At 66.3% G+C, this 26592-nt stretch carries 19 protein-coding genes; 11 read left to right on the top strand and 8 right to left on the bottom strand.

Annotation, left to right across the window (positions count from 1 at the left end):
• Positions 1-26: 26 nt before the first annotated feature.
• From ABIC17_RS02605 to ABIC17_RS02595, 3 genes are read left to right on the top strand one after another with little or no spacing between them, the layout of a single operon-like run.
• Positions 27-1484 carry an N-acyl-D-amino-acid deacylase family protein gene (locus tag ABIC17_RS02605; RefSeq protein WP_354279091.1) on the top strand — a complete coding sequence of 486 codons (1458 nt, stop codon included), beginning with the start codon at positions 27-29 and terminating at the stop codon, positions 1482-1484.
• Between the two features lie 4 nt (positions 1485-1488).
• Entirely contained in the window at positions 1489-1881 is a 393-nt protein-coding gene (locus tag ABIC17_RS02600; RefSeq protein WP_333996803.1) for a RidA family protein, read from the top strand.
• A 1-nt stretch (position 1882) separates the two neighbouring features.
• Positions 1883-3220 (top strand): GntT/GntP/DsdX family permease, encoded by a 1338-nt coding sequence (locus tag ABIC17_RS02595; protein WP_354279090.1) that lies wholly within the window; start codon positions 1883-1885, stop codon positions 3218-3220.
• A 20-nt stretch (positions 3221-3240) separates the two neighbouring features.
• On the opposite strand, the gene ABIC17_RS02590 is transcribed toward ABIC17_RS02595, so the two are convergent.
• The 3 genes from ABIC17_RS02590 to ABIC17_RS02580 form a co-directional block, all read right to left on the bottom strand.
• Positions 3241-6705, bottom strand: coding sequence for a glycosyl hydrolase 2 galactose-binding domain-containing protein (locus tag ABIC17_RS02590; RefSeq protein ID WP_354279089.1), 3465 nt, complete (start codon positions 6703-6705; stop codon positions 3241-3243).
• Positions 6706-6737: 32 nt separating this feature from the next.
• The gene (locus ABIC17_RS02585) at positions 6738-9323 is read right to left on the bottom strand and encodes a glycoside hydrolase family 3 C-terminal domain-containing protein (RefSeq protein WP_354279088.1); all 2586 of its coding nucleotides are present in this window, start codon (positions 9321-9323) and stop codon (positions 6738-6740) included.
• A gap of 70 nt (positions 9324-9393) precedes the next feature.
• Positions 9394-12363 carry a TonB-dependent receptor plug domain-containing protein gene (locus ABIC17_RS02580; protein WP_502958405.1) on the bottom strand — a complete coding sequence of 990 codons (2970 nt, stop codon included), beginning with the start codon at positions 12361-12363 and terminating at the stop codon, positions 9394-9396.
• A 347-nt stretch (positions 12364-12710) separates the two neighbouring features.
• On the opposite strand from ABIC17_RS02580, the gene ABIC17_RS02575 reads away from it, so the two are divergent.
• Positions 12711-13193 (top strand): c-type cytochrome, encoded by a 483-nt coding sequence (locus ABIC17_RS02575; RefSeq protein ID WP_354279085.1) that lies wholly within the window; start codon positions 12711-12713, stop codon positions 13191-13193.
• A gap of 5 nt (positions 13194-13198) precedes the next feature.
• Positions 13199-13873, top strand: coding sequence for a cytochrome b/b6 domain-containing protein (locus tag ABIC17_RS02570; protein ID WP_354279083.1), 675 nt, complete (start codon positions 13199-13201; stop codon positions 13871-13873).
• 10 nt (positions 13874-13883) lie between these two features.
• On the opposite strand, the gene ABIC17_RS02565 is transcribed toward ABIC17_RS02570, so the two are convergent.
• Positions 13884-15680: an ABC-F family ATP-binding cassette domain-containing protein gene (locus ABIC17_RS02565; protein ID WP_354279082.1), complete on the bottom strand. Its 1797-nt coding sequence runs from the start codon at positions 15678-15680 to the stop codon at positions 13884-13886.
• 146 nt (positions 15681-15826) lie between these two features.
• Here ABIC17_RS02565 and ABIC17_RS02560 point away from each other — a divergent pair, with 146 nt between their 5' ends.
• From ABIC17_RS02560 to ABIC17_RS02550, 3 genes are all read left to right on the top strand, one after another.
• Positions 15827-16135, top strand: a complete 309-nt coding sequence (locus tag ABIC17_RS02560) for a hypothetical protein (protein ID WP_354279080.1) — start codon at positions 15827-15829, stop codon at positions 16133-16135.
• A gap of 32 nt (positions 16136-16167) precedes the next feature.
• Positions 16168-16833 (top strand): response regulator transcription factor, encoded by a 666-nt coding sequence (locus ABIC17_RS02555; RefSeq protein WP_010162021.1) that lies wholly within the window; start codon positions 16168-16170, stop codon positions 16831-16833.
• Between the two features lie 116 nt (positions 16834-16949).
• Positions 16950-18275 carry a sensor histidine kinase gene (locus tag ABIC17_RS02550; protein ID WP_354279454.1) on the top strand — a complete coding sequence of 442 codons (1326 nt, stop codon included), beginning with the start codon at positions 16950-16952 and terminating at the stop codon, positions 18273-18275.
• A gap of 118 nt (positions 18276-18393) precedes the next feature.
• Here the strand turns inward: ABIC17_RS02550 and ABIC17_RS02545 are convergent, their stop codons facing one another.
• The 3 genes from ABIC17_RS02545 to ABIC17_RS02535 all read right to left on the bottom strand — a co-directional run bounded on the left by ABIC17_RS02545 (position 18394) and on the right by ABIC17_RS02535 (position 22754).
• Positions 18394-19035, bottom strand: coding sequence for a PEPxxWA-CTERM sorting domain-containing protein (locus ABIC17_RS02545; RefSeq protein ID WP_354279079.1), 642 nt, complete (start codon positions 19033-19035; stop codon positions 18394-18396).
• A 327-nt stretch (positions 19036-19362) separates the two neighbouring features.
• On the bottom strand, positions 19363-20361 hold the full coding sequence (locus tag ABIC17_RS02540; protein WP_354279078.1) for an LLM class flavin-dependent oxidoreductase: 999 nt from the start codon (positions 20359-20361) through the stop codon (positions 19363-19365).
• Between the two features lie 23 nt (positions 20362-20384).
• Positions 20385-22754, bottom strand: coding sequence for a S8 family serine peptidase (locus ABIC17_RS02535; protein ID WP_354279077.1), 2370 nt, complete (start codon positions 22752-22754; stop codon positions 20385-20387).
• Positions 22755-22867: 113 nt separating this feature from the next.
• Between ABIC17_RS02535 and ABIC17_RS02530 the strand changes: the two genes are divergently transcribed.
• The 3 genes from ABIC17_RS02530 (at position 22868) to glpX (ending at position 25547) form a co-directional block, all read left to right on the top strand.
• Positions 22868-23536: a pyrimidine 5'-nucleotidase gene (locus ABIC17_RS02530; protein WP_354279076.1), complete on the top strand. Its 669-nt coding sequence runs from the start codon at positions 22868-22870 to the stop codon at positions 23534-23536.
• Complete coding sequence (gene dapD / locus ABIC17_RS02525; protein WP_354279075.1) at positions 23533-24357, top strand: 2,3,4,5-tetrahydropyridine-2,6-dicarboxylate N-succinyltransferase; 825 nt, start codon at positions 23533-23535, stop codon at positions 24355-24357. Before ABIC17_RS02530 ends, dapD begins: the two co-directional genes overlap by 4 nt.
• A 221-nt stretch (positions 24358-24578) precedes the next feature.
• Positions 24579-25547: a class II fructose-bisphosphatase gene (gene glpX / locus ABIC17_RS02520; RefSeq protein ID WP_354279074.1), complete on the top strand. Its 969-nt coding sequence runs from the start codon at positions 24579-24581 to the stop codon at positions 25545-25547.
• Positions 25548-25681: 134 nt separating this feature from the next.
• Here glpX and ABIC17_RS02515 read toward each other — a convergent pair whose 3' ends face one another.
• Positions 25682-26551: a 3-hydroxyacyl-CoA dehydrogenase NAD-binding domain-containing protein gene (locus ABIC17_RS02515; protein ID WP_354279073.1), complete on the bottom strand. Its 870-nt coding sequence runs from the start codon at positions 26549-26551 to the stop codon at positions 25682-25684.
• Positions 26552-26592: the final 41 nt, after the last annotated feature.

Raw genomic sequence — 26592 nt, 5'->3', positions numbered from 1 at the left:
TGACCGGAAGCGTCGGGGATAGTGGAATGACACGGACGATCATCGCCGGGGTGAGCGTGTACGACGGTACCGGCACCCCAGCTTACGGCGCGGATGTCGAAATTCGCGACGATATCATCGCGAGCATCCGCCCGGCCGCCAGCCATCCCCCGACCGATTCCATCGATGGACGTGGGCTGGTGCTCGCGCCGGGCTTCATCGATGCGCACACCCATGACGATTTCGCAGTAATCGCCGCGCCCGCCATGACCGCCAAGGTGACGCAAGGCGTGACCACCGTCGTCGTCGGCAATTGCGGCATCAGCGGCGGCATGAACGTCACGGCGCACGGTGATCTCCCCGATCCGCTCGTGCTGTTGGGTGGTGCGGACGCATTCCGGTACGACGATTTTGCCGCTTATGCCCAGGCGGTGGATCGCGCAGGCCCGGCGACCAATGTGGTCGCGCTGGTGGGACATACCGCGCTGCGCGCGCGGCATATGGACGCGCTCGACCGCGATGCGACGGGAGCTGAGCGCACGGCGATGCGCGCCGATCTGACGACCGCGCTCGATGCCGGCGCGTTCGGGTTTTCCACGGGACTCGCTTATGCCAACGCCAACGCGGCATCGACCGAAGAGGTGATGACGCTCGCAGAGGCGCTGCGCGACACCAATGCACTCTATTGCACGCACTTGCGGAGCGAAGCGGGCGAGATCGTCGCCGCGCTCGACGAGGCGTTCGCGATCGGTCGACACGCCGCCGCGCCGGTGGTGGTCTCGCATCTCAAATGCGCGGGCGCGCCGCAATATGGCCGCAGCGGCGAAATCCTCGCGATGCTGGAAACGGCCGCGTTGGCGCAGCCGGTCGGGTGTGACTGCTACCCGTACACCGCCAGCTCCTCGATGCTCGACCTGAAGCAGGTCGTCCCCGAAACCCCGATCAAGATCACCTGGTCCGAAGCCGAGCCTGCGCAAGCCGGCCGGATGCTCGCCGACATCGCGGCGGACTGGGGCACCGATCTTCGGACGGCCGCCGAGCGGCTGCAACCGGCGGGCGCCGTCTACCACTGCATGACCGACAGCGACGTCGACCGGATCCTCGCACACGACCTGACGATGGTCGGGTCGGACGGCCTGCCGTGCGATCCGCGCCCGCATCCCCGCCTGTGGGGCAGCTTCCCGCGCGTAATCGGCCATTATGCACGCGACCGCGGGCTGTTTTCGATGGCAACCGCGATCCGCAAGATGACCGGCCTTCCCGCCGACCGCTTCGGCCTGAGCGACCGCGGCTATGTGCGCGAAGGGCTGGCAGCGGATCTCGTGCTGTTCGATCCCGGGCAAATCGGCGACCGCGCCACCTACGACGATCCGACCGTTCCCGCCGCCGGGATCGTCGGCGTGTGGGTCAACGGCATCGCGACCCTGACGCTTGCGGGCCCGACCGGCGCACGCGGCGGCCGGATGCTGCGGCGTCCAACCCATCCCACCACCAAAGGACTTTGAAGACATGACCGACGAACTCAAGCGCTACGGCGTCGAAGGCGGCAGCGGCACCGGTGGCCAGCATCTCCCGTTCGCGCGCGCGGTGCAGGCCGATGGCTGGCTCTACGTGTCGGGCCAGGTCCCGATGGTCGATGGCGAAGTGATCGACGGCGGGATCATCCCGCAGACCCACCAGGCGATCCGCAACGTTCTGAAGATCCTGGAAGAAGCCGGCTACGGCCCCGAACATGTCGTCCGTTGCGGCGTGTGGATCGACGACGCGCGCGACTTCATGTCGTTCAATCGCGTATTCAAGGAATATTTCGGGGCAAACCCGCCGGCGCGCGCCTGCGTCGTTTCGCAGATGGTCGTCGACTGCAAGGTCGAGGTCGACTGCATCGCCTGGAAGAAGCCCTAAGATGGCGCCGGGCGGCCTGCTCCTGATCGAGGCGGGGGTCGCGGTCGCCCTGCTCATCGTGCTGATTGTCCGGGTTCGACTGAGCCCGTTCATCGCGCTTACCCTCGTCTCGCTCGGGCTGGCGCTGGTCGTCGGGATCCCGCTCGGCGGGATCGTCAAGAGTTTCGAGGCAGGGGTCGGCGGCGCGCTCGGCCATATCGCGCTCGTCGTCGGGCTCGGCACCATCCTCGGCAAGATGATGGTCGAATCGGGCGGGGCCGAGCGGATCGCGGATACCGTCATCGGTTTCTTCGGGCCCGCGCGCGCTGACTGGGCGATGATGACGGTCGCGCTGATCGTAGGCTTGCCCGTCTTCTTCGAGGTCGGGTTCGTCCTGCTCGTGCCGATCGTCTTCACACTCGCGCGGCGGCTTGGGCAGCATCCGATGCGGATGGGGTTACCGATGGCGGCTGGCCTGTCGGTGGTTCATGCGATGGTCCCGCCGCATCCCGCCGCTTTGCTCGCGACACAGGCGTATAATGCCGACGTCGGCCTGACCGTGCTGTTCGCGCTGATCGTCGGAATCCCGACGGCGGCGATTGCCGGACCGCTCTACGGGCGGCTGATCGTCCCACGGCTGGCGCCCTTGCCGATCGCGCCTGTCCCGGTTGCGGACGAACATGACGACCGGGTGCTCCCCGGCTTCGGGATAACGCTCGCGACCTTGCTGCTTCCAGTCGTGCTGATGATGGCTGGCAGCCTGGCAACCGCAGTGGCAGTGCCGGGATCGACCCTTGATGGCATCTTGCGCTTCATCGGAACCCCCGTGGTCGCGCTGCTCGCCGCAGTGCTGGTGAGCTATTGGACGCTTGGCCTCGCGCGCGGGATGAACCTCGGGACGATCCAGAAATTCACCAACGACTGCCTCGCGCCCACCGCAATGATCACGCTGGTGGTCGGCGTCGGCGCGGGGTTCGGGCGGGTGCTGATCGACAGCGGCGTGTCCGACGCGATCGTCGCCGCCGCGACCAGCGTCCATCTGCCGATCGTCCTGCTTGCCTGGCTGATCGCGGCCCTGATGCGCGTGGCGACCGGATCGGCGACGGTATCGATGGCCACCGCCGCCGGAATCATCGCGCCGCTCGCCGCCGCCAATCCGGGGATTCGCCCCGAATTGCTTGTGCTAGCGACGGGTGCGGGATCGGTGATCCTGAGCCACGTCAACGACGGCGGCTTCTGGCTGGTGAAGGAATACTTTGGGCTCAGCGTCGCCGACACAATCCGCAGCTGGACGGTGTGCGAGACGCTGATCTCGGTCATCGGGCTGGTTCTGACGCTGGCCCTGTCGCTGGTGGTCTGACGAGCCCATACCGCCTGCGGTTATCGCGTGCCCCTCACGCTTGCTTCCACCACGTTCCACCCGCGCAGCCGCACCGTGGTGGCACCGCGATTGCCCGGATAGCGCACCGTCACCGTGCGCGATTCACCCGGCAGTAACGACACGTAATTGTCGCTGAAATAGGCGGGCAGAACCTGCACCCCCTTCGCATCGAATAGCGTGAGCTTGGCCTGGAGCGCAGGTGTCTTGCTCGGGTTGGACAGCGCAACCGTGACGGTCCGCTCCCCATTCGCAGCGCTCCCCGCCTGTGCATCGGCCTTGAGGGCCACCTTGGGCATCGCTTCCATCGCCCGCAGGTCCGCCGGCTTTGCCGCCTGCCAGTAGAAGTTCTCCGACAACCGCCCGCCGTCGGCACCCATCGCCTCGACCCGCACCAGCACCGGTCCCTTGGCCAGAGCCGGATCGAGCGCGAGCTGGAAGGTCGAAACGGGCTGGTTCGCAGGCACGTCGATGGTCTGCTCGCGCGTCGCAACGAGTGTCCCCGCCAGATCGGTCACCCGCGCGCGGACCGTCACGCCGCGCAGCATCGCCTGCGTCGTGTTCGCCATCACCACCGTCCGGTCGGGCTGGTTCATCTGGACGTGGACCGGTTCTGCCCCCTTCTTGGTCCCGTAGAAGGCCGCGTGGGTGTCATAGTCCGACGAGTAAATCTGGAAATCGCTCGACGGCCACGCCGGGTGCGTCATCCACAGCATCCGCGCGCTGTTGGTGGTCCACAGCCCCGCGGTGAACCCCTCGAAGATCGCCCGATACGATTCGTAGTTGAGCATCTGGGCCTTGCGCTCGAAATCGGCGAGATCGCGCGGTGCGCCGAATTCGGTCTCCAACGCCTTCATAAAGCTCGCCATCGATACGCCGCGCTCCTGATGCCAGTCGTGGTAGACCCAAGTGTCGCTGATCGGCCAGCGATCCGCCGCGGGCACCGTGCGCTGCCAGGATTCGAGCGTCGGAAAACTAGACGTGCCGACTTCGATCGCGAAGCCGTGCGGATAGCTGGTGAAATAATCCTCTGGCGGATGCCATTCATACGGACCCGATCCGCCGAGGTTGATCACGCGCGAATTGCCCTTGTAGATCCGCGTGCCGTCTTCCTGCCACACCATGTCCTGCAACGCGGTCTGGAGCACCGGCTGCGGCACGCCTTCGTTGCGCCCGAACCAAAGCACGATCGAGGGATGCGTACGATACCGCCGCACGACATCGCGCGCATTGGCGACGAACAACGGCACGTCCTGTGCCTCGGCGTCATTGTCCTGCGTCGATTCCCAGAAATCGTTGAGCACCATCAATCCGTTGCGATCGGCGAGCGCATAGAACGCCTCCTCCGTGCTCTGCCCCATCCAGTTGCGGATGATGTTCATCCCCGCCTCGCGGTGCAGCCGGAAATAGGGCGCGAGCCGGTCGGTGCCGACACGCTTCATCATGTCATCCATCCCCCAATTGCCGCCGCGCGCCGCGATCCGCACGCCGTTGACGCGAAGTACCATCTGCGGTGACAGCGGGTCCTCGGGCAGGCTTTGCACCGCAGGCGACGTCTCCGCCCCCGGCATCAGCGAATTCGCCCAGCCGCCGCGCACCTTGCGCAGCGCAGGATGGCGTTCATCGATGACGGGCTTGCCCAGATCATGCGCCAGCGCACTGTCGACCAGCACGCGTCGCAGCGCACCCGCGGTATCGAGCGACGACAGTTCGTAGGTCACGCTGCGCATCCCGAAATCGAGGCTGCGACGGTCCGATACCGCTTGATCACTCGCGACCGACAGGTTCAGCGTGTGGAGCGCAGGGTCGCCATAGCCGTTGGGCCACCACAATTTCGGCTTCTGCAACGCAAGTTGCGGGAAACTGGCTGGGGTAAAGCGGACGACCTGCGTCGCGCCCGCCGGGAGCGTGACGCTCTGTTCCACCGCGACGTCGTCGAACGCGGCGCGCACCGTCGCTGTGGTCGGGGTGCTGCCGTGGTTGGTGACGGGCACGTCGATCGAGACGTCAGCGACCGAATTGTCGGGGCGCGGCAGGCGCGTCGAGACCGCCGGATCACCGATCGTGACGATCCCCGTCGCCGCCAGGTCGACGCCTTGCCACAACCCCATGTTGCGGTCACGCACGCCCGGAATCCAGTCCCATCCCTCGCTTGCGCCGAAGGTCGGGCCATCGCTCATCAATGCGCCGCCATTGTCGCCGCGTCCGCCCGCAAGCGACTGTTCGTGCGCGATCCCGGGATGCGGCGGCGGCGAAATCAGCACCGCGACGCTGTTGCGCTGGCCGGGCCGCAGCCGATCGGTCACGTCGAACGTGCCGCGGATGAACGCACCCTTCACGTCGCCGACCGGACTGCCGTTGACCCACACCTGCGCGGCGTAGTTGATCCCGTCAAAGGTCAGCGTCAGCCGTTTCGCAGGCGTCTCCGGAAGCGTGAATTCGGTGCGATACCAATAGGCTTGCCGCGACAGGCTTTCCGGGATCGCCATGTTGTTGAGCCCGATCATCGGATCGGGATAGACCCCGCGATCGACCAGCGTCGTCAGCACGGTCCCCGGAACCGTCGCCGCATGCCAGCGCACCGCATCGAACCCGGGCTGCGAGATCGTCGCACCGCCCGCCTGAACCGCGGGCGCATCGATCAGCCGCCACGCGTTGACCGCATAATGGCCTTCGCGCGTCGGTTGCAGCGCGGGCAGGGTCGACACCGGCTTGGCGCGCGACTGCGGGAACGGCGCCTTGCTCGTCGGCAATTCCCACGTCGGTTGCGGCGTGGTCAGCCCATATTGCGTTTTGACCTGCAACGGCCAGGACGGGCTCGCGTCCTCGAACCGGGTCAACGCTTCGTCCGGCGCGGTCTTGCCGAGCGCCGCGATCTGCGACGCCGGCAGCATTTTCGGTTCGAGCGTCACGCCAGCGATCCGCCCCGCAAAACCGGGCAACCCCGCCAGCCGCGGCCCAAGCGCGACGATCGCGGCGGGGGGTGCGGCCTCCGCCTGCATCGTCCCCGCCGCACGTCCGTCGACATAGAACCGCACGGTTGCGCCATCACCGGTTGCGACGAGCAGGTGCCAGCGATCCGGGGTGATCGCGCCACCGGCCTTGACCGTCTTGCCCGCCAACGTGAACCGGGGCCGGCCATCCTCCAGCGCGAAAGTGCGCGCGGTTGCACTGCCGGGCTTGCCGATCGCGGCAACGGGCACGAGGCCGGTTGGTATTGCCGAAGGCTTGATCCAGGCACGAAGCGTCCATTGCGGCATCGCAGGCATCGTTTCGCCCGCGGCATAGCCCTGCGCCGGACGCTCGATCCCGTCCGATCCCGACAGGAACACGGCATTGTACGGCCCGATGACCGGCTGCTTCGGATGCGCGATGCGCGTCGATGGCCAATCGACCTGTTGCGCCGAAACCTGCGCCACCGCGGCACCGGTCAACAACAGCGCTGCGTAGCTCGTGACTTTGCGCATGTGCGGGGCCTTTCGTTCAAATCGGGTGATCGTCATTTCGGCAGGACGATGCGGTCGCCCGTGATCGTCACGTCGGTCCACACCCCTTGGTCTGCTGCCGCGGGATCCCCGGGTTGCCCGCCTGCCACGAACAGCCGGTAATGCCCTGGAACGATCGCGCGCGTACCGTCACGCTCGACCAGGCTGAGGCTGCGCGGTTCGATCGTGAGCGCCACCGTGCGGCGTTCGCCGGCGCGCAGCGTCGTCCGGCTGAACCCGACGAGTTGCCGCTGCAGCACGGGCGTAGTGCGGCCCTGTTCCTGCGGTGCGGTCGGCGCGAGATAGGCCTGTACGACCTCGTCGCCCGCGACCTTACCGACATTGCGAAGACCGACCGTGACGACCAGCGGCTGCCCCGCCACGATGCTGATCGTCGCGGGCGAGACCGCGTCATACGCAAAGCGCGTGTAGCTGAGCCCGTGGCCGAACGGATACAGCGGCGTGCCGGCAAAGAAGCGGTAGGTCCGGTTCTTCATGCTATAGTCGATGTACGCAGGCATATCGCGCGTCTGCGCATAGACCGTCACCGGCAGCCGCCCACCGGGATTGATATCCCCCGCCAGCATCCGCGCGATCGCCGTCCCGCCCGACTGGCCGGGATACCAGGCCGCGACCACCGCATCGGCGTTCTGCTTGCTCCATGCGTCGGCAATCGCCGAGCCGGTCATCTGCACCACGACCAGCGGTTTCCCCGCGGTCGCAAGCGTTTCCAGCAGCGCACGTTGCGGCTGCGGGAGTTCGATCGCGGTGCGATCGCCACCGATGAACCCGGGCACGTCGAGCCGCAATGCCTCGCCCTCCAGCGTCGGGGAGAGCCCCGCGAACACCACCACCACGTCCGCCGCGCGCGCGACGGCCAGCGCTTCCTCGCGTTGCGCGGCATCGGGCGCGACCCAGCGCAATCCGATCCCGCCGTCTTCGCTGACATGGCGATATTCGATGCGGATCGCGTGCGGCCTCGCGTCGTCGAGGTCGACGCTCGCCTCGACCGCGCTGTCATCGCCGACATCGGTGATGATCGCCTTGTCGTCGAGCCATAGCTGCACCGGATCATGGCCGTCGCAATCGAAGCAGCGCGCGACGTCCAGCCGTAGGCGATAGCGTCCCGGCGCGGGCGGCGTGAGCTGCCCGGTCCAGCGGACTCCGTAGCCCTTTTCCGCCAACCCCGGTGCAGGCGGCGCGCGGTCCCAGTCGAAGTCGATCTTGCGGTCCTGCCGGGTGACCGAGGCCGCCCCGGTCATCGCGCTGGTCCGGAAATACTCGCCTTTCAGCCCGGGCTTGCCGCCTGCCGACAAAGCGGTCTCGGGCACGGGCAACGGCACACCTTCGGCAAGGCCGCTACCCTGCGCATAGCGGACCTGCGCCGCGCCGAAACGCGTGCGGATCCCCTCCAGCGGGGTGACCGGGGCAGCAGCGGTGCCATGATAATTCGCCTCGAGCACGTCGAGCGAGTCCGCATTCGGCCCGATCACAGCGATCTTGAGACCGGGCTTGAGCGGAAGACGGTCCTCGTTGGTGAGCAGCACCAGCGACTTTTCCGCCGCGGTTTGTGCCAACGCGCGGTGCGCCTTCGTATCGACCTGCGACGGCTTGATCCGATCCCACGGACTGCGTTGTCCGAAAGCGATCCCGAGCGCCGCGCGCGACGACAGCACCCGGTGCAAGGCGGCATCGACGGTGGCTTCGGGAACGAGGCCCTGGCGGACCGCTGGGGGCAGCGCATCGTAGCTCGGCCCGCAATCGAGATCGGTGCCCGCCGACAGCGCCGCTGCGGCAGCGCCGGGCAGGTCGGGCTTGTAGTAATGGAAGGTGGTGATGTAGCCGACCGCGTCGCAGTCCGACACGACCATCCCGCGGAAATTCCAGTCACCGCGCGCGCGGTTGTTGAGCAGCGCGGCTGACGCGCACGCCGGCGTGCCGTGCAACGAATTGTACGCGCACATGATCGATCGTGCGCCGCCCTCGATCACCGTGCGGCGGAAGGCGGGGGTATAGGTTTCCGCCATGTCGCGCGGCGACACGTCCGCATCGAAGCTGTTGCGCCCGGCCTCCGGCCCTGAATGCGCGGCATAATGTTTGGGGGTGGCGATCGCCTTGGGGTGGTCGGGGTCCGGCCCCTGAACCCCTCGCACGAACGCGACGCCGAGCGTGCCGGTCAGATACGGATCCTCGCCATACGTCTCCTGCCCCCGCCCCCAGCGCGGATCGCGGAAAATGTTGACGTTGGGCGACCAGATATGGAGCCCCGAGAAGCGACGCCGGTCGCTGGTCTTTGGCCTGGCATTGTATTTCGCGCGTGCCTCGGTCGAGACGACGTCCCCGACCTGATGGAGCAGGTCGGTGTCCCAAGTGGCGGCAAGCCCGATCGCCTGGGGGAAGACGGTCGCGATCCCGTCGCGTGCGAAGCCGTGGAGCCCCTCGCTCCAGTAATCGTAACCCGGCAAACCCGCCTTGGGCAGCGCGGGCGCGCTGCTGCCAAGCTGCGCGGCTTTCTCCTCGAGTGTCATCGTGGCGATCGTACGATCGATGGTCTCGGAGGCGGGTGGCACATCGGCGGCCATCAACAGGAATGGCAGCATCAGCGTTCCCCGAAATAGTGCAGGATAAGGTGGAGCCGGTCACGCCATATGGCGCGCCGGCTCCATGCGCTTAGAAGTTCGCGCGCATACCGACCCGGAAGACGCGCCCGGAAACGTCGTAAAGGCTCGGCGTCGTGCTATCCGCGGGAACGTTCGCCGCGTCCTTGTTGAACGCATTGTCGATCTTGATGTAGCCCTGCACCGCCTTGGTGAACTTATACGCGGCACCGAAATCGACGTACAACGCACCGGCGATCCGGTTGTGATCGACCGTCGGATTGTTGACGGTCGAAACCGGGCAGTTGGTCTGACAGACGATGAACTCGTTCGAGATCACCCCCGCGCTGATCCACCGCTCCTGCGCGGTGACGGTCAGGTTACCGAGGCTGTAGTCCTGTCCGGCAAGCACCTTCCACTTCGGCGTCGCATTGCCGCCGATGTTCACGCCCGCACCCTGCACCGGGATGGTGTTGGGCAGGCCGCGATCCGAGATGTAGTTCTTGATATGCGTCGCGAACGACCGCAGCGCGAGCTTGCCGGGCAGACCGACGCCATCGAGGTTGGTCTGGTAGCTGGCTTCGATGTCGAACCCGTCGGTGAAGATCGACGCGAAGTTGAACGGCTGGACCGTAACAAACGCGCTGTTCACGTTGCTCAGGTCGAAGCTGCCGCAGGTGAACTGGACGCCCGAGAAGCACAGGTTGATCTGCTGCTGCGCATCCAGCGCCGAGATCGCGCTGTTGATCTTGATCCGGTAGTAATCGAACGAGATGTTGAGGCCCGGGGCCCAGCTCGGCCGCGACAGGACGATGCCCGCCTCGGTGTTGCGGGCGATTTCCGGACGCAGATTGGGGTTGCCGGTGGTCGTCTGCAACACGGTCAGCGACGTGTTGGTGAACGGATCGATCGTGCCGGTGCGGTTGCTGGTGACGGGGGCCGCGAACAGCTCGCTCAGGTTCGGCGCGCGAATGTCACGCGAGGTGACGGCACGCAGGCGGATACCGTCGAACGGCGTATCCCAGGTCCCGCCAACCTTCCAGGTGTAGACCGTACCCGACGTGCTGTAATGCGTGCCACGGCCAGCGACGTTCAGGTTCGCCTTGCCGATCGCGTCGGAGTTGAACAGCGGGGCGTTGAGTTCGAGGAACCCTTCGTACACGCTATAGGCGCCCGTACCGTTCCGGTAATTGCCCGCATACCAGTTGCCGCCGTTGGTGTTGAGCAGCGGGTCCGCGGGATAATCGGCGGTATTCGCGCTGGTAACGTTGCCATTACCGTACGGATCGGCGTTCACCTGGTAGAATTCGTGACGATATTCGCCGCCGAATGCGATCGCGAGCGGCCCTGCGGGCAGGCTGAACGGCTCGCCGCTGACCGAGAAGCTCGCCACGTCCTGCGTCTGGCGCGTGTGCTGATAGGGTCCGTTTTCCGGCAAGACATAAGCGAGCGCCGCGGCGCTCGGCGTCTGGCCACCGAAGATGTTGATCGGCTGACACCCACTCGCGACCGCCGCCGGGTTCGCGCAGGTTATCGTGCCGTCCGGCTGCCGCACCGCCTGGATCGCCGCATTATACCGCGGCATCAACGGGATGTTGCTGACGTTGATGTCGGTCAGTTCGAGGCCATGCTCGTAATAGCCGTCATAGCGCCATGCCGTGCCGAACACGTTGACCTTGCCCTTGGCGCCGGCGACGAAGCGATACTGCTTGCGCTCGGTATCGACGTCGATGAAATCCGGGAACAGCGCGTTGTCGACACCGTAGCGAAAGCTCGTGATCCCGTTGGCGGTGCAGGCCGCCTGGACCGATGCCGGCACATACGGGTTTGAGCACTGCATCGTCAGGTTGCCGAACTGCGCCGAACCTGGGTTTGGCGTGTTGCTCGAGCGGACCCGCGCGATGTTGGCGGTGGCATAGATCTCGTTGTCTGGATCGATATCGAAGCCGACCCGGCCATAGCCGTTGAGCCGCTGGAGCGACGACTTCAGGCTGTTGCCATTGGTGACGTTGCCCGACCGGTCGCCGCCTTCGCAAACGCCGTTGAAGCACCCAATGACCGCGCCCGACGCATCCCGCGCCGGAACACCGTTCGAGCCATATTGGAACGGGAACGGATTGCCGTTGTAATCGAACGCGGTGCCCTGCAGCGGGCCAGCGGTGATCAGGCCGTACAGGCTGCTCTGGTTGGACTGGGTGAAGCTGCGGTCGAGATATTGCGGCAGACCGTCGTTGGTGATGCCGCGGTTGATCAGATTGCGCGAGATCATCCACGTGCGCCCACCAGGGCCGCTGCCGTTCGGGTCGTTGCCAACACCGAACCCGGCCGATCCGATCCCGTCTTCCTGGCTGTATTCACCGCTGCCGATGACGTGCAGCCGATCGTTGAGGAACGCCTTACCGAACGCGGCTTGCGCCGTGTAATTGGCGTCGTCGCCGTAGGTGCTGATGCCCGACTGGATGTTCGCGCGGAAACCCTGGAACTTGGTGTTGGTGATGAAGTTGACGACACCGCCGACCGCATCCGAGCCGTAGGACGCGGACGCACCGCCGGTCACCACGTCGACTCGCTCGATCAGCAACTGCGGGAACAGGCTGACGTCCGCGACGCCGGTCACGTTCGCACCGACGACGCGCTGGCCGTCAAGCAGCGTCAGCGTGCGGATCGGCTGCAGGCCGCGCAAGCTGAGGGTGCTGAGCCCCTGGACGCCTGTCGATGTGCCGTTCGACCCGACCGACGAGCCGGTGCTGCCCTGCAGCGAAGGCAACTGCTGCACGGTCTGGAAGATGTTCGGCTGCGCGTTCTTGGTGATCGCGTCGTAGCTCAGGACCTGCGTCGGCGTCGGTGCCGAGAAGCCCGACGAGGTGATGCGCGATCCGGTAACGACGATGTCGCTCTGGACGGGGGCCGGTGCGGCATCCGGGGCGGGTGCTGCCGTTTCAACGGGGGGAGCTTCCGCAGCAGGGGAGGTTGTCGCAGGCGCAACCGGTGCCGGCGCAGGGACGGTTGGCGCAACCTGTGCGAACGCGGGCGTCGCCAGCATGGTCGATGCCGCGAGCGTCGTGCGCAGGATCCGAATGTTGAAAAGTCGCCGCATGAGTATCTCCCCTTTATGCGGTCGGGCGCTCAATCCGCCTTAACTACCGCTTTTGGCGAGCATAAATCGAAACGGTTCCGTGGTGCAACATAAGTTTCGTAAAATTTCTTAATAAATTACATGGGCTGTTTGGCGATGGGGTTTGCTTCAAAGGGGCAAGTGGGCGCGCTTCGGCGGCGCCTGCGATCGATCGGAAGCGCGAGAATCTCGCAGTGCTTTTGCAAAACGGGCTGGCACATTGTTCGCGGATGCGAGACAAACGCGGCATTGCCGCCACCACGAGGGATTGTGTGATGCCTGGACTCGCTACCTTCAAATCATTCTCCCTTGGGGCGTTTGTCCTTTCGGCAACCGTCCTGACGGGTTCGATCGCGGCGAATGCTGCCCCAACCGCTGATGCGGTCATCGCGACGCGGGTCGCGGGCTTCAAGAAGATGGGCGGCGCGATGAAAGCGCTCGGCGATCAGCTTAAGAGCGGCGCGCCGGCAAAGGCCACGATGGTGGCGGCGGCGCAAACGATCGCGACGACCGCTCGCGGACAGGGCAAGCTGTTCCCCGCGGGCAGCGGCCCCGCCCCCGGGGTCAAGACCGACGCCTTGCCCAACATCTGGACCGATCGCGCCACCTTCGATGCGCAGATGGCCAAGCTGGTGGTCGAAGCCGACAAGCTCGTCGCCGTCACCAATAGTGGCGACGCGGCGGCCATCGGCGCGCAAGCGAAGGCGACCGGAGCGGTCTGCGGCGGATGCCATCGCAAGTTCCGCGCGGAAGACTGATCGGCATGGCATCTTCCCCGACCAGCCGGGGCGCAAGCCTGTGGGATCTCCCAATACGGATGTTCCACTGGCTTCTCGTCGCGTTGCTTGGTTTCTCCTGGTGGAGCGGGGAAGAGCATCTGATCGACTGGCATCGGCTTTCGGGGCTGACGATCCTCGCGCTATTGCTGTTCCGGCTGTACTGGGGGCTGGTGGGTAGCCCCACTGCCCGTTTTGCGCGGTTCGTGCGCGGTCCGGGTGCGGTGCTGGCGTATGTGCGGGGCAAGGACAGCACGCCTGCGCCGGGCCACAATCCGCTCGGCGGGTGGAGCGTCGTCGCGATGCTCGTGGTGCTGTTCACGATGGTCACGGCGGGGTTGTTCGCAGTCGACGTGGATGGGCTCGAATCCGGGCCGCTGGCGGATTACGTCAGCTTCGAGCAGGGACGGGTTGCCGCCGAAATCCACGGGTTTGTCTTCAACGTGCTGCTCGGGCTGGTCGCTTTGCATCTGCTGGCGATCGTCTTCTACCTGGTCCGCGGCAAGAACCTGACCGCCCAGATGATCACCGGCCGCAGCCGTACGCCCGATGCCGCGGCACAGGCTTCGGACCAAGCCCGGCCGTGGCTGTGGAAAGCCGTGCTCGGCGCGGGCGGCGCCGCGCTGATCGCGGTCGCCTTCGCGCGCGGCTTCCGCTTCTAGGCGTCGTCGCTCACCCCTGCCCCTCGACCATTTCCGCCAGTTCGAGCCAGCGCAACTCGGCCGCGTCCTTGTCCGCTTGCGCCTGGCCGATCGCTTCCATCAGCTTCTCGAACCGGTCGGGATCGCGGATGTACAGCTCGGGATCGGACAGCAATTCCTGATCACGCATGATCGCCGCGTCGAGCGTCTCGATCCGCTTGGGCAGCATCTCGTAATCGCGCTGGTCCTTATAGGTCAGCTTGATCTTGCCGGGTGCCGCCCCGCCAGTAACCGGCGGAGCGGAGGTCGCATTCTTGGCGATCGCGCCGCGCTTGGTTGGGGCGGCGGCCTTGCGGCGGCGTTCCCAATCCTCGTAGCCGCCCGCGACGACATCGACCGTGCCCGACCCGTCGAGGCCGAGCGTGATCGTCACGGTGCGGTCCAGAAAGTCGCGATCGTGGCTTACGATGAGCACGGTGCCGTCATAGTCGCCGATCACATCCTGGAGCAGATCGAGCGTCTCCAGATCGAGGTCGTTGGTCGGCTCGTCCAGGACTAACAGATTGGAAGGCTTGGCGAATTCCCGCGCAAGCAACAGCCGCGAGCGTTCCCCGCCCGACAGCGTGCCGATCTTCGCGTCCAACACGCCGGGCTCGAACAGGAACTCCTTGAGATAGCCGACAACATGCTTGCGGATGCCCTGCACCTCAATCCAGTCGCCGCCGTCCGCGAGCACGTCGCGGATCGTCTTGTCGGGTTCCATCTTGCTGCGTTGCTGGTCGATTACGATCCGTTCTATGGTCTTTGCGAACCGGATTTGGCCAGAGTCGGGCTGTAATTCGCCCGTTAATAGCTTGAGCAGCGTCGATTTGCCCGCACCATTCGCGCCGACGATGCCGATCCGGTCCTTGCGCGTCACGCGCAGCGACAGGTCGCCGATGATCGTGCGATCCCCGAACGCCTTGGAAATGTGCTTGGCATCGATCACCACCTTCGAGCGCGCATCGTCGGTGCCGATCGTCAGATTGGCGGAGCCCTGCGGCCCGACCATCGACGCGCGTTCGGCACGCATCTCGACCAGCTTGGTCAGACGGCCCTGGTTGCGCTTGCGCCGCCCGGTGACCCCGCGCAGCAGCCAATGCTCCTCGAGCTTCAGTTTGGCGTCGAGCTTCTCCGCATTACGCTGCTCGTCGGCATAGACCTGCTCGGTCCACGCATCGAACCCGCCGAAACCGATCTCGGCACGCCGCAAATTGCCGCGGTCCATCCACAGCGTCTGCTTGGTCAGCTTGGTCAGGAAGGTGCGGTCATGGCTGATGACGACGAACGCGCCACGGAACCGCTGGAGCCACTCCTCGATCCATTCGATCGCGCCGATGTCGAGATGGTTGGTCGGCTCGTCGAGCAGCAATACGTCGGGGTTCTGCGCGAACGCACGCACGATCGCGGCACGACGGCGCTCGCCGCCCGACGCCTTGGCGGCTTCGCGCGTGAGGTCGATCCCGAGCTTGTCGGCGATCGCCTCGGCTTCATATTGCTGCGGCGCATCGTCGCCGCCGAGGACATAGTCCGCGAGCGTATGGCAGCCGGTCATCGCGGGTTCTTGCTCGAGCTGGATCACACGCGTGCCGGGGACGATCGTACGACGCCCTTCGTCAGAATCGATCTTGCCACCGAGCAATTTCAACAGCGTGGTCTTGCCGGCACCATTGCGCCCGATCAGCGCGAGCCGGTCGCGCGGGCCGACGTGGATGTCGAGCCCCCGAAAGAGCCAACCCGAGCCCTGGATGATGCCGAGATTTTCATATGCTAGGATAGGTGCAGCCATGACGGGCGCGTTAGGCTGCGGGGGCGTTGCAAGCAAGCGGTGTGGCGCGAAGGCAACCCGTTGCGGCGGAATCGCAATGGCTTCGATTCATCCCGTAAGCCGCACCATTCACAGGCTGTTCAACGCACCATAGCTATGCCAAGCCCATGACGATGCTCGCCGCCATTCTCATGGGACTTGCCGTGGCCCCTGCCCCCGCGCTGCCGCCGGTCGCGGGCCTGCTGCAGCATAGCGACCAGCGCGAGGCGCTGCGCGGTCGGCGTGAAGGGCGGTTGCTGTCGGCCAGGGATATCGAGGCGCGCGTCGTGCCGACCATGCGCGGCGCACAGTATCTCGGCTTCGACTTCGATCCGGAGGGCGGGATTTACATACTTAAGTTCCTGCGCAATGGATCGGTCATCTGGGTCGAGGTCGATGGCCGCTCAGGCCAGATCCTCGGTCGCACCGGCAACTGAGCCACCGACCGGCGCCTTCAAGGAGAATTTCGATGCGCGTTCTGATCGTCGAGGACGAACCCAATCTCGGCCAGCAGCTGAAGAGCACGCTCGAGGGCGCAGGCTATGCGATCGACCTCGCGACCGACGGCGAGGAAGGCCATTTCCTCGGCTCGACCGAGAATTACGACGCGATCATCCTCGATCTCGGCTTGCCCGAGATCGACGGACTGACCGTGCTCGACCGCTGGCGGAAGGAAGGCCGCACCGCCCCGGTGCTGGTGCTGACAGCGCGCGACAGCTGGTCGGACAAGGTCGCCGGGCTCGACGCGGGCGCGGACGATTATGTCGCCAAGCCGTTCCAGTCGGAGGAACTGATCGCGCGGCTGCGCGCGCTGATCCGCCGCGCCTCGGGTAATGCCTCGTCCGAACTGACCGCAGGGGGTGTCCGGCTCGACACGCGCAGCGGCAAGGTCACGCTCAACGGCGAATCGGTAAAGATGACCGCGCAGGAATATAAGCTGCTGAGCTACCTGCTCCACCACAAGGGCAAGGTGGTTAGCCGCACCGAGCTGATCGAACATATCTACGACCAGGATTTCGACCGCGATTCGAACACGATCGAAGTGTTCGTCACGCGCATCCGCAAGAAGCTGGGCCAGGACGTCATCACCACGATCCGCGGTCTCGGCTATAGCCTCGAGGATCCCGATGCCTGAGCCGCATCGGGCCGGAGCCCATGACTGAGACGACCTCGCCCGCAACGCTCCCGCCGATCGAGGCGGAGCCGCGCATCAATCCGCGCGTGAAGACGACGGGATCGCTCAGCCGTCGGATGATCCTGATCGCGGCGGGGTGGATCCTGCTGTTGCTGACCGGCGGCGGCTATGCGCTCGACAGCATCCTCGTCACCGCGGTCACGCGCAATTTCGACGACCAGCTGGAATATGTGCTGACCGCGCTGATCGTCTCGGCCGAGATCGGCCCCGAAGGCGAAGTGCTCAACAGCCGCGAGCCTGCCGACCAGCGTTTCCTCGAACCCAATTCGGGGCTGTATTATCAGGTCAGTGCGCCGGGGCAGGAAATCTATGCGTCGCGCTCGCTCTGGGATCGCAAGCTGGCCTATGGCGCGCGTCATAACGATCTGACCGTCCACGCGTATGACAGCGATCAGTTCGTCGATCCCAAGGCGGATCCTCCCGAGCGACTGCGCATCGTCGAGCGTGACGTAACGCTCCCCGGGTCGAAGCTGCAGTGGCGTTTCCAGGTCGCACAGGTGCGCGATGGGCTCGACGCGCAGATCCGGGTGTTGCGCAAGACACTGCTGCGCAGCTTTCTGCTGCTCGCCTTCGGGCTGATCGTGATGGCGGCGTTGCAGACCTTCTACGGACTGTGGCCGCTGCGCCGGGTCCGCGATGAGATCGCCCGAATGCGCGCGGGCAAGGCGCGGCAGGTCGAGCGGCCGATGCCGATCGAGGTGGCACCGCTGGTCGAGGAACTCAACGCGCTGATCGAACACAATGAACGTCAGGCGGAGGAAGCGCGGCGGCATGCCGGCAACCTCGCGCATGCGCTCAAGACGCCGCTGACCGTCATCATGAACGCCGCGACTGCCAAGGCGGACGATCTGGGCGATACGGTGGTGCGCGAGGCGCGGACAATGCGGCGACAGGTCGACCATCACCTCGCGCGGGCGCGCGCGGTCGGGCGGCGCGGGTCGGCGCACAGCCGCGCGGACGTCTGGCCAAGCCTGGAATCGGTCGAGCGTGCGGTCGGCGTGCTGTATCGCCACGTCCGCATCGACACGTCCGGCCCGCGCGACCTGCAGGTCCATGTCGAACGGCAGGACCTCGATGAAATGCTCGGAAACCTGATCGAGAATGCCGCCAAATATGGCGGGGGCAGCGTGTTCGTCACGGTGTCCAAGCATTCAGGCTTCGTCGAATTCCTAATCGAGGACGACGGCGTCGGCATTCCGGAGGAGGAACGCATCCGCATCTTCGATCGCGGCGTACGGCTCGACTCCGGCAAGCCGGGGACCGGGCTGGGCATGGCGATCGTCCGCGATGTCGCGGAGATCTACGAAGGCACCGTATCGCTCGAGGAGAGCGAGGACCTCGGCGGCCTGCTGGTGCGACTGCGGTTGCCCGCCGCGAACTGACCTCTCCCTGTGGTGGGACCCGAACGACCCGTCGGTCTGCCCCCGCCCTGCACAAAAGAAAAACCGCCGGTCCGGGTGGACCGACGGCTTTTCCCGTCAACGGTGAACGCGGTTGCGTTCAGGCGTAAGTCACGCTCGTGCGGACCTTGCCGCGCGAACGGAGGCCGGCACCGATCATGCCGAAGCCAGCAAGCATCATCAGCCACGTGGTGGGCTCAGGAACTGCGCCGGACACGGTGAACGAGAACAGACCGCTATAGTCGTTCAGGTCGCCGCCGGGACGAGCGAACTTCTGGCTGACGACGTTCGACGGAACCGCGCGCGCCCAGCTGAAGCCGCCCATCGCGTAGGTCGTGCCGCCGACGGTGTCGGACGTGCTGATCAGCGTGCCAAGCGGGTCAGCGGTGCTGAAGATCGCGCCGATGGTCGCGCCGTCTGCGAAGTTCAGGACGATCTGGTAAGCCGATGCGGCTTCGCCGGTCAAACCGAAGGGCTGGCCGTCGCCGAGCGTGGAGAAGCTGTTGAGGCCTTCGCTGGTCGCGATGTTGATCGCTTCGCTGCGCGGATTGACGATGCCGGCGAAGTCTTCGGTGAACTGCTGGACGAAGACCGTGTTGTTGGCGCCGTTCAGCGTGTCCCACGAAAAGCTGCTGCCGAGACCATTGATCGTCACGTTGGTCAGGTTGGCGGCCGCATAGGCGTTCGAGGAAACCAGAGCCATCGTCGTTGCGGCGGCTGCCGCCAGAAACTTCGTACGCATTCCATACTCCTAAAACTACTTGTTCGGAGTTATGCAACGCCCGTGCCAACTGCATTCGCGAGGGGGAACGGTCGGCGGTGACGCTTAACTGTAAGGTTCAGCGACAGCTGTGGGAAATCAGCAACTTATCGTTAATGCAGCGCGCTCGGGCGTGGCATCGGGACGATCGGCCGATCCTGCAAAACGGCGCAAATGCGTGCCATTCATGCTGCGTTCAGCCAATTCTGCAGTGTAAGCGGTAGCGACACTCCGGGTAATCCGGTTGTATCCGGCACGGTGTCTATCCCTTTGGGAAGACACGCTTAGCCGCCACCGCGCACCGTCGGGTCAGGCCGCGATCGCCAGTTCCTGCAGCGCTTGCGCCGTGATCGTCAGGCTCCGCTTGCGTGCTTCGTGATCATAGATCGAACTGGCGATCATCAGTTCATCGACCCCGGTCCGCGCGACGAACGCGGCGATCTCGCGCGCGACCTTGGCCGGGCCACCGACCGCCGAGCAGGACAGCACATGATCGAGGATCGCACCGCCCTGCGCGCCGAGGCTTTCGCGATAGCCCTCGACGGGCGGCGGCAGCTGGCGCGGGTTGCCGGTGCGCAAGGCGACGAATGCCTGTTCCTGCGAACTCGCGATCAGCGCACCCTCGGCATCGGTGTCGGCCGCGAACACGTTGAACCCCGCCATGACATGCGGCTTGGCCAGCACCGCCGACGGACGGAAGGTGCGGCGGTAGATCTCGATCGCACTCATCAGCGCGTCGGGCGCGAAGTGCGAGGCGAAGGCATAGGGCAGCCCGAGCATTGCCGCGAGTTGCGCGCCGTACGTGCTCGACCCGAGGATCCACAGCGACACGTCCGCTCCCGCCCCCGGGGTCGCGTGGACGCCGGTCTGGCCATCGCCCGCGAAATAGCTTTGCAGCTCGAGCACGTCGTTGGGGAAGGCGTTGGGATCGGTGTTGAGGCTGCGCCGCATCGCGCGCGCGACGATCTGGTCCGAGCCCGGCGCACGTCCGAGCCCGAGATCGATCCGCCCGGGGAACAAGGCGTCGAGCGTCCCGAACTGCTCGGCGATCGCGAGCGGCGCGTGGTTGGGGAGCATGATCCCGCCCGCCCCGATCCGGATCGTCGAGGTCGCCTGCCCGATATGCGCGAGCACGACCGAGGTCGCGGCACTCGCGATGCCGGTCATGCCGTGATGTTCGGCGGTCCAGTAGCGCGAGAAGCCGAGGCTTTCGGCGTGAGCGGCGAGATCGCCGGCGTTGCGGAGCGCCTGGGCGACGCTGCCGCCTTCGACGACGGGGACGAGATCGAGCAGGGAATAAGCAGTCATGGACCCGATATGGGAAGCCCGTTTCAGAATGCTACCGACCACCGCGTGGCTGCGCCAAGATCCTGCCCCAGCGCGACGAAATTCCCCGGCTGGCGGCGGAGGAACAGATTGGTCTGGAGCATTCCCGTCCCAAGCGGCACCGCATAGCGCGCCTCCAGATCGATCTCGCGCCCGGTTGGCGCGAGGTTCATCCGCTGTGCCGTCCACTGCGTGACGGCGAGCGTGTCGTAATCATAGGCCGTCGGCAGCGTCAGATCGATTCCGCCGCGCGCGACCCGCAATGGCTGTGCGACGCGCAAGCCGATACTGTCACGCGGGCCAAACAGCCGGTCCTTGCCCACATCCGCGGCGAAGGCATTGGTGCGGAGGGTTCCGCGCCCGTTCAACCCGCCGCGCACGTCCGCGTTGGTCCAGCCCTGGCGCAGCGATCCGCCGATGCTCCACCCGTCCTCATTCTCGAAACGGGCCGCGCCGTCGAGGAACCAGCTCGTCGCGCGCGTACCGCCAAGCGCATCACCGAACCGTGCGCCCAGCACGGTCGCGCGTTCCGCCAGCCGTGTGCCGGTCAGCGCGACGCTGAGGCCGCCGAACGCGCGGTCGAGCGTAATCGCGCTGCGGTCATAGCCATAGCGGCGATAGCGGTTGCGCAGCGCGACGAGTGCGTCGGGATCGCGCGCCAGGGCGTCGCCGCTTTCGACCGCCGCGGTCAGCCCGAACGCGCCGACTTGCTGGCGAACCGCGCTTGCCCCGCGCGCACGGCTGTCGAAGCCAGCGCCTTGCAGCGGATCGCGCGCGACGAGGAACGCCGGGTCGCTGCGCCCGACGAGGCGCGCGGTCAGCACCGCGCCGCCCTCCGCGAACCCCATCGCGAAGCTGGCGTGCGGGCCGATCCAGCTGGTCACCGTCCCCGCAATGGCGCGCGCCTGGTCGGCATTGCCGCGCGACAGCATCAGCCGCGACACGCTCGCCCCGCCGCCCGCGACCGGCGCGACCGTCAGCGCGACGCTCATCGTGCCGCCGACGCTGGTGGTGATGTTGCGCGTGGTCGATTGCAGCTGGCCGAGCAGCGTCGGTGCGGGGCCATCACGGTGGATCGTCCGCGCGAGGTCGACTGCGAACGCGCGGCTGAACCCGTCGAGGATCACCGCGCCGAGCGCGCCTTGCGCCGCATCTCCCATCGGCGCGGACAAGACGGCATTCGATCCGAGCGATGCCGCGGATGTCGTCCCCGCCACCGACGTCCCGCCGATCGGCTGGAACGCGCGAGTCAGGTCCAGCACGCCCTTGCCGTACACCGCATCTTCGCCCGCCGCGCCCGCGTCGCGCGCGGAGGCGTAGAGGATCGCGACGATCTGCGCGCCGGTCAGATTGGGAAACGCCTGCGCGAGCAACGCCGCCGCGCCCGCGATCTGCGGCGCGGAGAAGGACGTGCCCGACCACAGGAAGGGCGTGCCCGTGGCATCGGGGGCGCGGACGCCTTCGCCGACCGCCGCCAGATAATGCGCGGCGGAATTGCCCGCACGATTGCTGAAGCTGGAGATCGTGTCGCCGCCCGCGGTCCGGCTGGCGTTCGCCCCCACCGACCCTGCGATGATGACGAGCCCGCGCGCAGCGGCGGTGTTGGCGACTTGCGCGAAACCGTCGGGGTTGACCGCATTCGTCGGGTCGGTCGCGAAATCGTTGCCCGCAGCGATTACGATCACGATCCCCGCAGCGGTCGCGCGGTTGACCGCGGTGATCACGGAGTTTCCGGCAGTCCCGCCGCCGAGCGAGATGTTGATGACCCGCGCCCCGTTATTGACCGCAAGGTCGATCCCGCGCGCGATCGCGCTGTCGGCGAAGGTGCAATTGTCGGTCCCGCCTCCTGCCGTCGCGCACGATCCGGGCGCGTCCGCGCGCGCGGCGAGGATCGTCGCCTCGAACGCGATGCCGTGAGTCCCGGTATCGTTGCGCCGTCCGGCGAGCGTGAAGGCGACCGCGGTGCCATGCCCGTCCTCGTCCGCCGCACTCGTCCCGCCCGCGACATTGGCGGATGCCGAGGAGATGCGCCCGGTGAACTCTTCGCTGGCGAGCGCCACGCCGCTGTCGACGATCCCGACCGTGATGTTCCGGCCCGTCGCCCCCGCCTGATACAAAGCGAGCGCATTGGCCGACACCGCCCCCACCGTCGCGCGATATTCGGCGGTATCGTAATTCGTCGCGGTAGGGGTGGGCGTGGGGGTCGGCGCAGGCGTCGGGGCCGGTGCGGGGACCGGCGTAGGAGTCGGAGTGGTCGCGGGCGGGGGCGCAGGAATGCCCCCCACGCCGCCCCCGCCCCCGCCACACGCGCCGAGCAGGCTCACCCCCGCAAACGCCGTGGTCCGGGCCAGAAGTCTCTTCGTCTGCGGTCGCATCGTCGTTCGCCCCCACTCTCGTCCCGCGAGGCGCGCGTCGTGTCCCGACCGCGTCGCCCTCGCGTCATCCCTGCCTTGCCCCCCGCGTGACCTGCGCGTAGGACCCGCCCGCAATGCTCGCGCGCCTCGCCCTTATCCGCAATTGGGTTTTCGATTTGGATAACACGCTGTATCCGGCGTCGGCGCGGCTGTTCGACCAGATGGACGTCAAGATGACCGCCTATGTCGCGAACGCGCTGGGCGTCGACCTGGTCGAGGCGCGGCGGATCCAGAAGGCCTATTTCTTCGATCACGGCACCACGCTTGCCGGGCTGATGGCCGAGCACGGGATCGACCCGCATCATTTCCTCGCCGACGTTCACGATATCGAGATGGACGTACTCGAACAGAACGCCCCCCTCGCCGCCGCGATCGCGCGACTGCCGGGGCGCAAGATCATCTTTACCAACGCCGACACGCCGTATGCGACGCGCGTGCTCGACCGGCTCGGCCTCGGCGAGAGTTTCGAGGCGATCCACGACATCCACGCGATGGACCTCAAACCCAAGCCCAACGCCTCGGCCTATGCCGGGCTGTGCGCGGCGTTCGACATCGACCCGACCGAATCGCTGTTCGTCGAGGACATGGCGCGCAACCTCGCGCCCGCCAAGGCGATCGGCATGACGACGGTGTGGATTGACAATGGCTCCGAGCAGGCCGCCGCCGAGCAGGACCGCAGTTTCATCGACTTCACCACGCCCGATCTGACCGCGTGGCTTCACGACATCATGGGGGATTTATGAGCGACTTGCAGACGACGATCGACGCAGCCTGGGATGCGCGCGACACGGTAAGCTTCGAGACCAAGGGCGATATCCGCGACGCGGTCGAAAACGCGCTCAACCAGCTCGATTCAGGCGCGGTGCGCGTCGCCGAGCCCGATGGCGCGGGCGGCTGGCGCGTCAACCAGTGGCTCAAGAAGGCGGTGCTACTGTCTTTCCGCCTCAACGACATGGCCGAGATCGCCGGCGGCCCGGACGGCGCGAACTGGTGGGACAAGGTGCCCTCCAAGTTCCACGGCTGGGGTTCGGCCGAATTCCGCCAGGCGGGGTTCCGCAGCGTTCCCGGCGCGATCGTCCGGCGTGGTGCATTCATCGGCAAGGGCGCGGTGCTGATGCCGAGCTTCGTCAACCTCGGTGCCTATGTCGGCGAGAATTCGATGATCGACACCTGGGCGACGGTCGGCAGCTGCGCGCAGATCGGCAAGGGCGTTCACATCTCGGGCGGCGCCGGGATCGGCGGCGTGCTCGAGCCGCTGCAGGCGGATCCGGTCATCATCGGTGACGGCGCGTTCATCGGCGCGCGTAGCGAAGTCGCCGAGGGCGTTCGCGTTGGTGAAGGCGCTGTGCTCTCGATGGGGGTCTATCTCGGCGCGTCGACCAAGATCGTCGACCGCGCGACCGGCGAAGTGTTTCGCGGCGAAGTGCCGCCGTACGCGGTGGTCGTCCCCGGCAGCATGGGCGGCGGCGACGGCAAGCCAAGCTTGTACTGCGCGGTGATCGTGAAACGTGTCGACGCACAGACGCGGTCGAAGACGAGCATCAACGAATTGCTGCGCGACTGACCTATTAGCCCCTCCCCCTCGGGGGAGGGGTTGGGGTGGGGCAGTCCAGCAGAACCAACGCTGGGTCGTCTGCACAGCCCCACCCCCAACCCCTCCCCTGAAGGGGAGGGGAGAAAGAAGGTTACCCCTCCCCTAAAGGGGAGGGGAGCAACAAGCTCCCAAACTCGACATCCTTTGCCTCCCCGCTTAGTCCACTCGACAAACGACAAAGAGGATCCCAGATGACCACCACCCGCTCCCAGACGCTCGACCGCGTTCTCGTGCTCGAAATGGTCCGCGTGACCGAGGCAGCGGCGGTTGCCGCATCGACCCTTACCGGTCGCGGTGACGAGAAGGCGGCCGATGCCGCCGCGGTCGAGGCGATGCGCGCCGCGCTCAACGAACTCTACATGGACGGCACCGTCGTGATCGGCGAAGGCGAGCGCGACGAAGCGCCGATGCTGTTCATCGGCGAGAAGGTCGGCTCGGCGATCGGCAAGGGCCCGAAGATCGACATCGCGCTCGACCCATTGGAAGGCACGACGATCTGCGCGACCGCGGGTCCCAACAGCCTCGCCGTGCTCGCGATCGCCGAGGAAGGCGGGCTGCTCAACGCCCCCGACGTCTATATGGACAAGATCGCCTGCGGCCCGGGCTATCCCGAGGGGATCATCGATCTCGACAAGTCGCCGAGCGAGAACGTCCGCGCGCTGGCGGCGGCGAAGGGTGTCGACCCCAAGGACATCATCGCCTGCGTGCTCGATCGTCCGCGCCACCAGAAACTGATCGCGGAACTGCGCGATCTCGGCTGCGGGATCATGCTGATCGGTGACGGCGACGTCGCGGGCGTGATCGCCACGACCAACCCCGACACGACGATCGACATCTACATGGGGGCCGGTGGCGCTCCGGAAGGCGTGCTCGCCGCGGCGGCGCTGCGCTGCGTCGGTGGGCAGTTCAAGGGGCGGCTCTTGTTCCGCAACGACGACGAGCGCGCGCGCGCGGCCAAGTGGGGCGTGACCGATCTCGACAAGCAATATGACCTGACCGAACTCGCGCGCGGCGACTGCATCTTCGCGGCGACGGGCGTCACCGACGGCTCGCTGCTCGCGGGGGTGAAGCGGAAGGGCAAGATCATGACGACCGAAAGCGTCGTGATGCGCGCGAGCTCTGGCACGGTGCGCTGGGTCAAGGGCGAACACCGGATTTGATCTAAAAGCCTAAAGCCCCTCCCCCTCGGGGGAGGGGTTGGGGTGGGGCAGTCCAGCAGAACCAACGTCGGTAATCTGGACTGCCCCACCCCCAGCCCCTCCCCTGAAGGGGAGGGGAGCTACCAGCGCCCTACCTACCGCGTAGGCACAGGCTCCGCGCTGGAATAATCATAAAACCCGCGCTTGGTCTTACGCCCGAACCACCCCGCCTCGACATACTTCACCAACAATGGCGCAGGCCGGAACTTGGGATCCCCCGTCCCCTCGAACAACACGCGGGTAATCTCCAGGCACGTATCGAGCCCGATGAAATCGGCGAGCGTCAGCGGCCCCATCGGATGGTTGAGCCCGAGCTGGCACGCGACGTCGATATCGCGCACCGTCGCGACGCCCTCCCCCAACGCGAAACACGCTTCGTTGAGCATCGGCATCAGCACGCGGTTGACGATGAACCCCGGCGCATCATTGGCATGGACGATCTCCTTGCCAAGCTTGCGCCCGAACGCCTCGACCGCCGCCACCGTCGCGTCCGATGTCGCCAGCCCGCGGATCAGCTCGATCAGTCCCATTACGGGCACGGGGTTGAAGAAATGCACCCCCATGAACCGCGCCGCATCGGGCGATGCCTGCGCCAGCCGCGTGATCGGGATCGACGAGGTGTTCGACGCGAGGATCGCGTCCGAGGCGAGCACCTTGCCGACCTCAGCGAAGATCGCGCGCTTGATCTCCTCGCGTTCGGTCGCCGCCTCGATCACGAGGAACGCGGGCGCCATCGCGGACAGGCCCTCGACCGGCTCGATCAGCGCGAGCGCCGCATCGCGCGCCTCCGCAGTAATTTTCTCTTTGGTGACGAGCCGGTCGAGCGCCTTGGCGATCCCCGCCTTGCCTGCATCCGCACGGTCCTTCGACACGTCGCTGAGCAGGACGTGGAACCCCGCCTGTGCCGAAACCTGTGCGATCCCCGCGCCCATCTGACCTGCGCCGATGACACCTACCGTCTGCATATCCTGTCCTTCACTGCGTTTTGCCGCCGCTTTAGGGATCA

Source organism: Sphingomonas sp. PvP056 (assembly GCF_040549155.1).
Classification (GTDB): Bacteria; Pseudomonadota; Alphaproteobacteria; order Sphingomonadales; family Sphingomonadaceae; genus Sphingomonas.
The sequence above is the reverse complement of the archived record's forward strand: the minus strand, read 5'-3'. Positions and strand labels throughout refer to the sequence as shown.

Excerpts from the sequence above, each read along its gene's own strand:
- ABIC17_RS02570 (WP_354279083.1), top strand. The coding sequence starts at position 13,199 with ATGGCATCTTCCCCGACCAGCCGGGGCGCAAGCCTGTGGGATCTCCCA.
- ABIC17_RS02515 (WP_354279073.1), bottom strand. The coding sequence starts at position 26,551 with ATGCAGACGGTAGGTGTCATCGGCGCAGGTCAGATGGGCGCGGGGATC.
- ABIC17_RS02595 (WP_354279090.1), top strand. The coding sequence starts at position 1,883 with ATGGCGCCGGGCGGCCTGCTCCTGATCGAGGCGGGGGTCGCGGTCGCC.
- ABIC17_RS02585 (WP_354279088.1), bottom strand. The coding sequence starts at position 9,323 with ATGCTGCCATTCCTGTTGATGGCCGCCGATGTGCCACCCGCCTCCGAG.
- ABIC17_RS02530 (WP_354279076.1), top strand. The coding sequence starts at position 22,868 with ATGCTCGCGCGCCTCGCCCTTATCCGCAATTGGGTTTTCGATTTGGAT.
- ABIC17_RS02565 (WP_354279082.1), bottom strand. The coding sequence starts at position 15,680 with ATGGCTGCACCTATCCTAGCATATGAAAATCTCGGCATCATCCAGGGC.
- ABIC17_RS02555 (WP_010162021.1), top strand. The coding sequence starts at position 16,168 with ATGCGCGTTCTGATCGTCGAGGACGAACCCAATCTCGGCCAGCAGCTG.
- ABIC17_RS02560 (WP_354279080.1), top strand. The coding sequence starts at position 15,827 with ATGACGATGCTCGCCGCCATTCTCATGGGACTTGCCGTGGCCCCTGCC.
- ABIC17_RS02605 (WP_354279091.1), top strand. The coding sequence starts at position 27 with ATGACACGGACGATCATCGCCGGGGTGAGCGTGTACGACGGTACCGGC.
- ABIC17_RS02575 (WP_354279085.1), top strand. The coding sequence starts at position 12,711 with ATGCCTGGACTCGCTACCTTCAAATCATTCTCCCTTGGGGCGTTTGTC.
- ABIC17_RS02545 (WP_354279079.1), bottom strand. The coding sequence starts at position 19,035 with ATGCGTACGAAGTTTCTGGCGGCAGCCGCCGCAACGACGATGGCTCTG.
- ABIC17_RS02550 (WP_354279454.1), top strand. The coding sequence starts at position 16,950 with ATGATCCTGATCGCGGCGGGGTGGATCCTGCTGTTGCTGACCGGCGGC.
- glpX (WP_354279074.1), top strand. The coding sequence starts at position 24,579 with ATGACCACCACCCGCTCCCAGACGCTCGACCGCGTTCTCGTGCTCGAA.
- ABIC17_RS02535 (WP_354279077.1), bottom strand. The coding sequence starts at position 22,754 with ATGCGACCGCAGACGAAGAGACTTCTGGCCCGGACCACGGCGTTTGCG.
- ABIC17_RS02580 (WP_502958405.1), bottom strand. The coding sequence starts at position 12,363 with ATGCTGGCGACGCCCGCGTTCGCACAGGTTGCGCCAACCGTCCCTGCG.
- ABIC17_RS02540 (WP_354279078.1), bottom strand. The coding sequence starts at position 20,361 with ATGACTGCTTATTCCCTGCTCGATCTCGTCCCCGTCGTCGAAGGCGGC.
- ABIC17_RS02600 (WP_333996803.1), top strand. The coding sequence starts at position 1,489 with ATGACCGACGAACTCAAGCGCTACGGCGTCGAAGGCGGCAGCGGCACC.
- dapD (WP_354279075.1), top strand. The coding sequence starts at position 23,533 with ATGAGCGACTTGCAGACGACGATCGACGCAGCCTGGGATGCGCGCGAC.
- ABIC17_RS02590 (WP_354279089.1), bottom strand. The coding sequence starts at position 6,705 with ATGCGCAAAGTCACGAGCTACGCAGCGCTGTTGTTGACCGGTGCCGCG.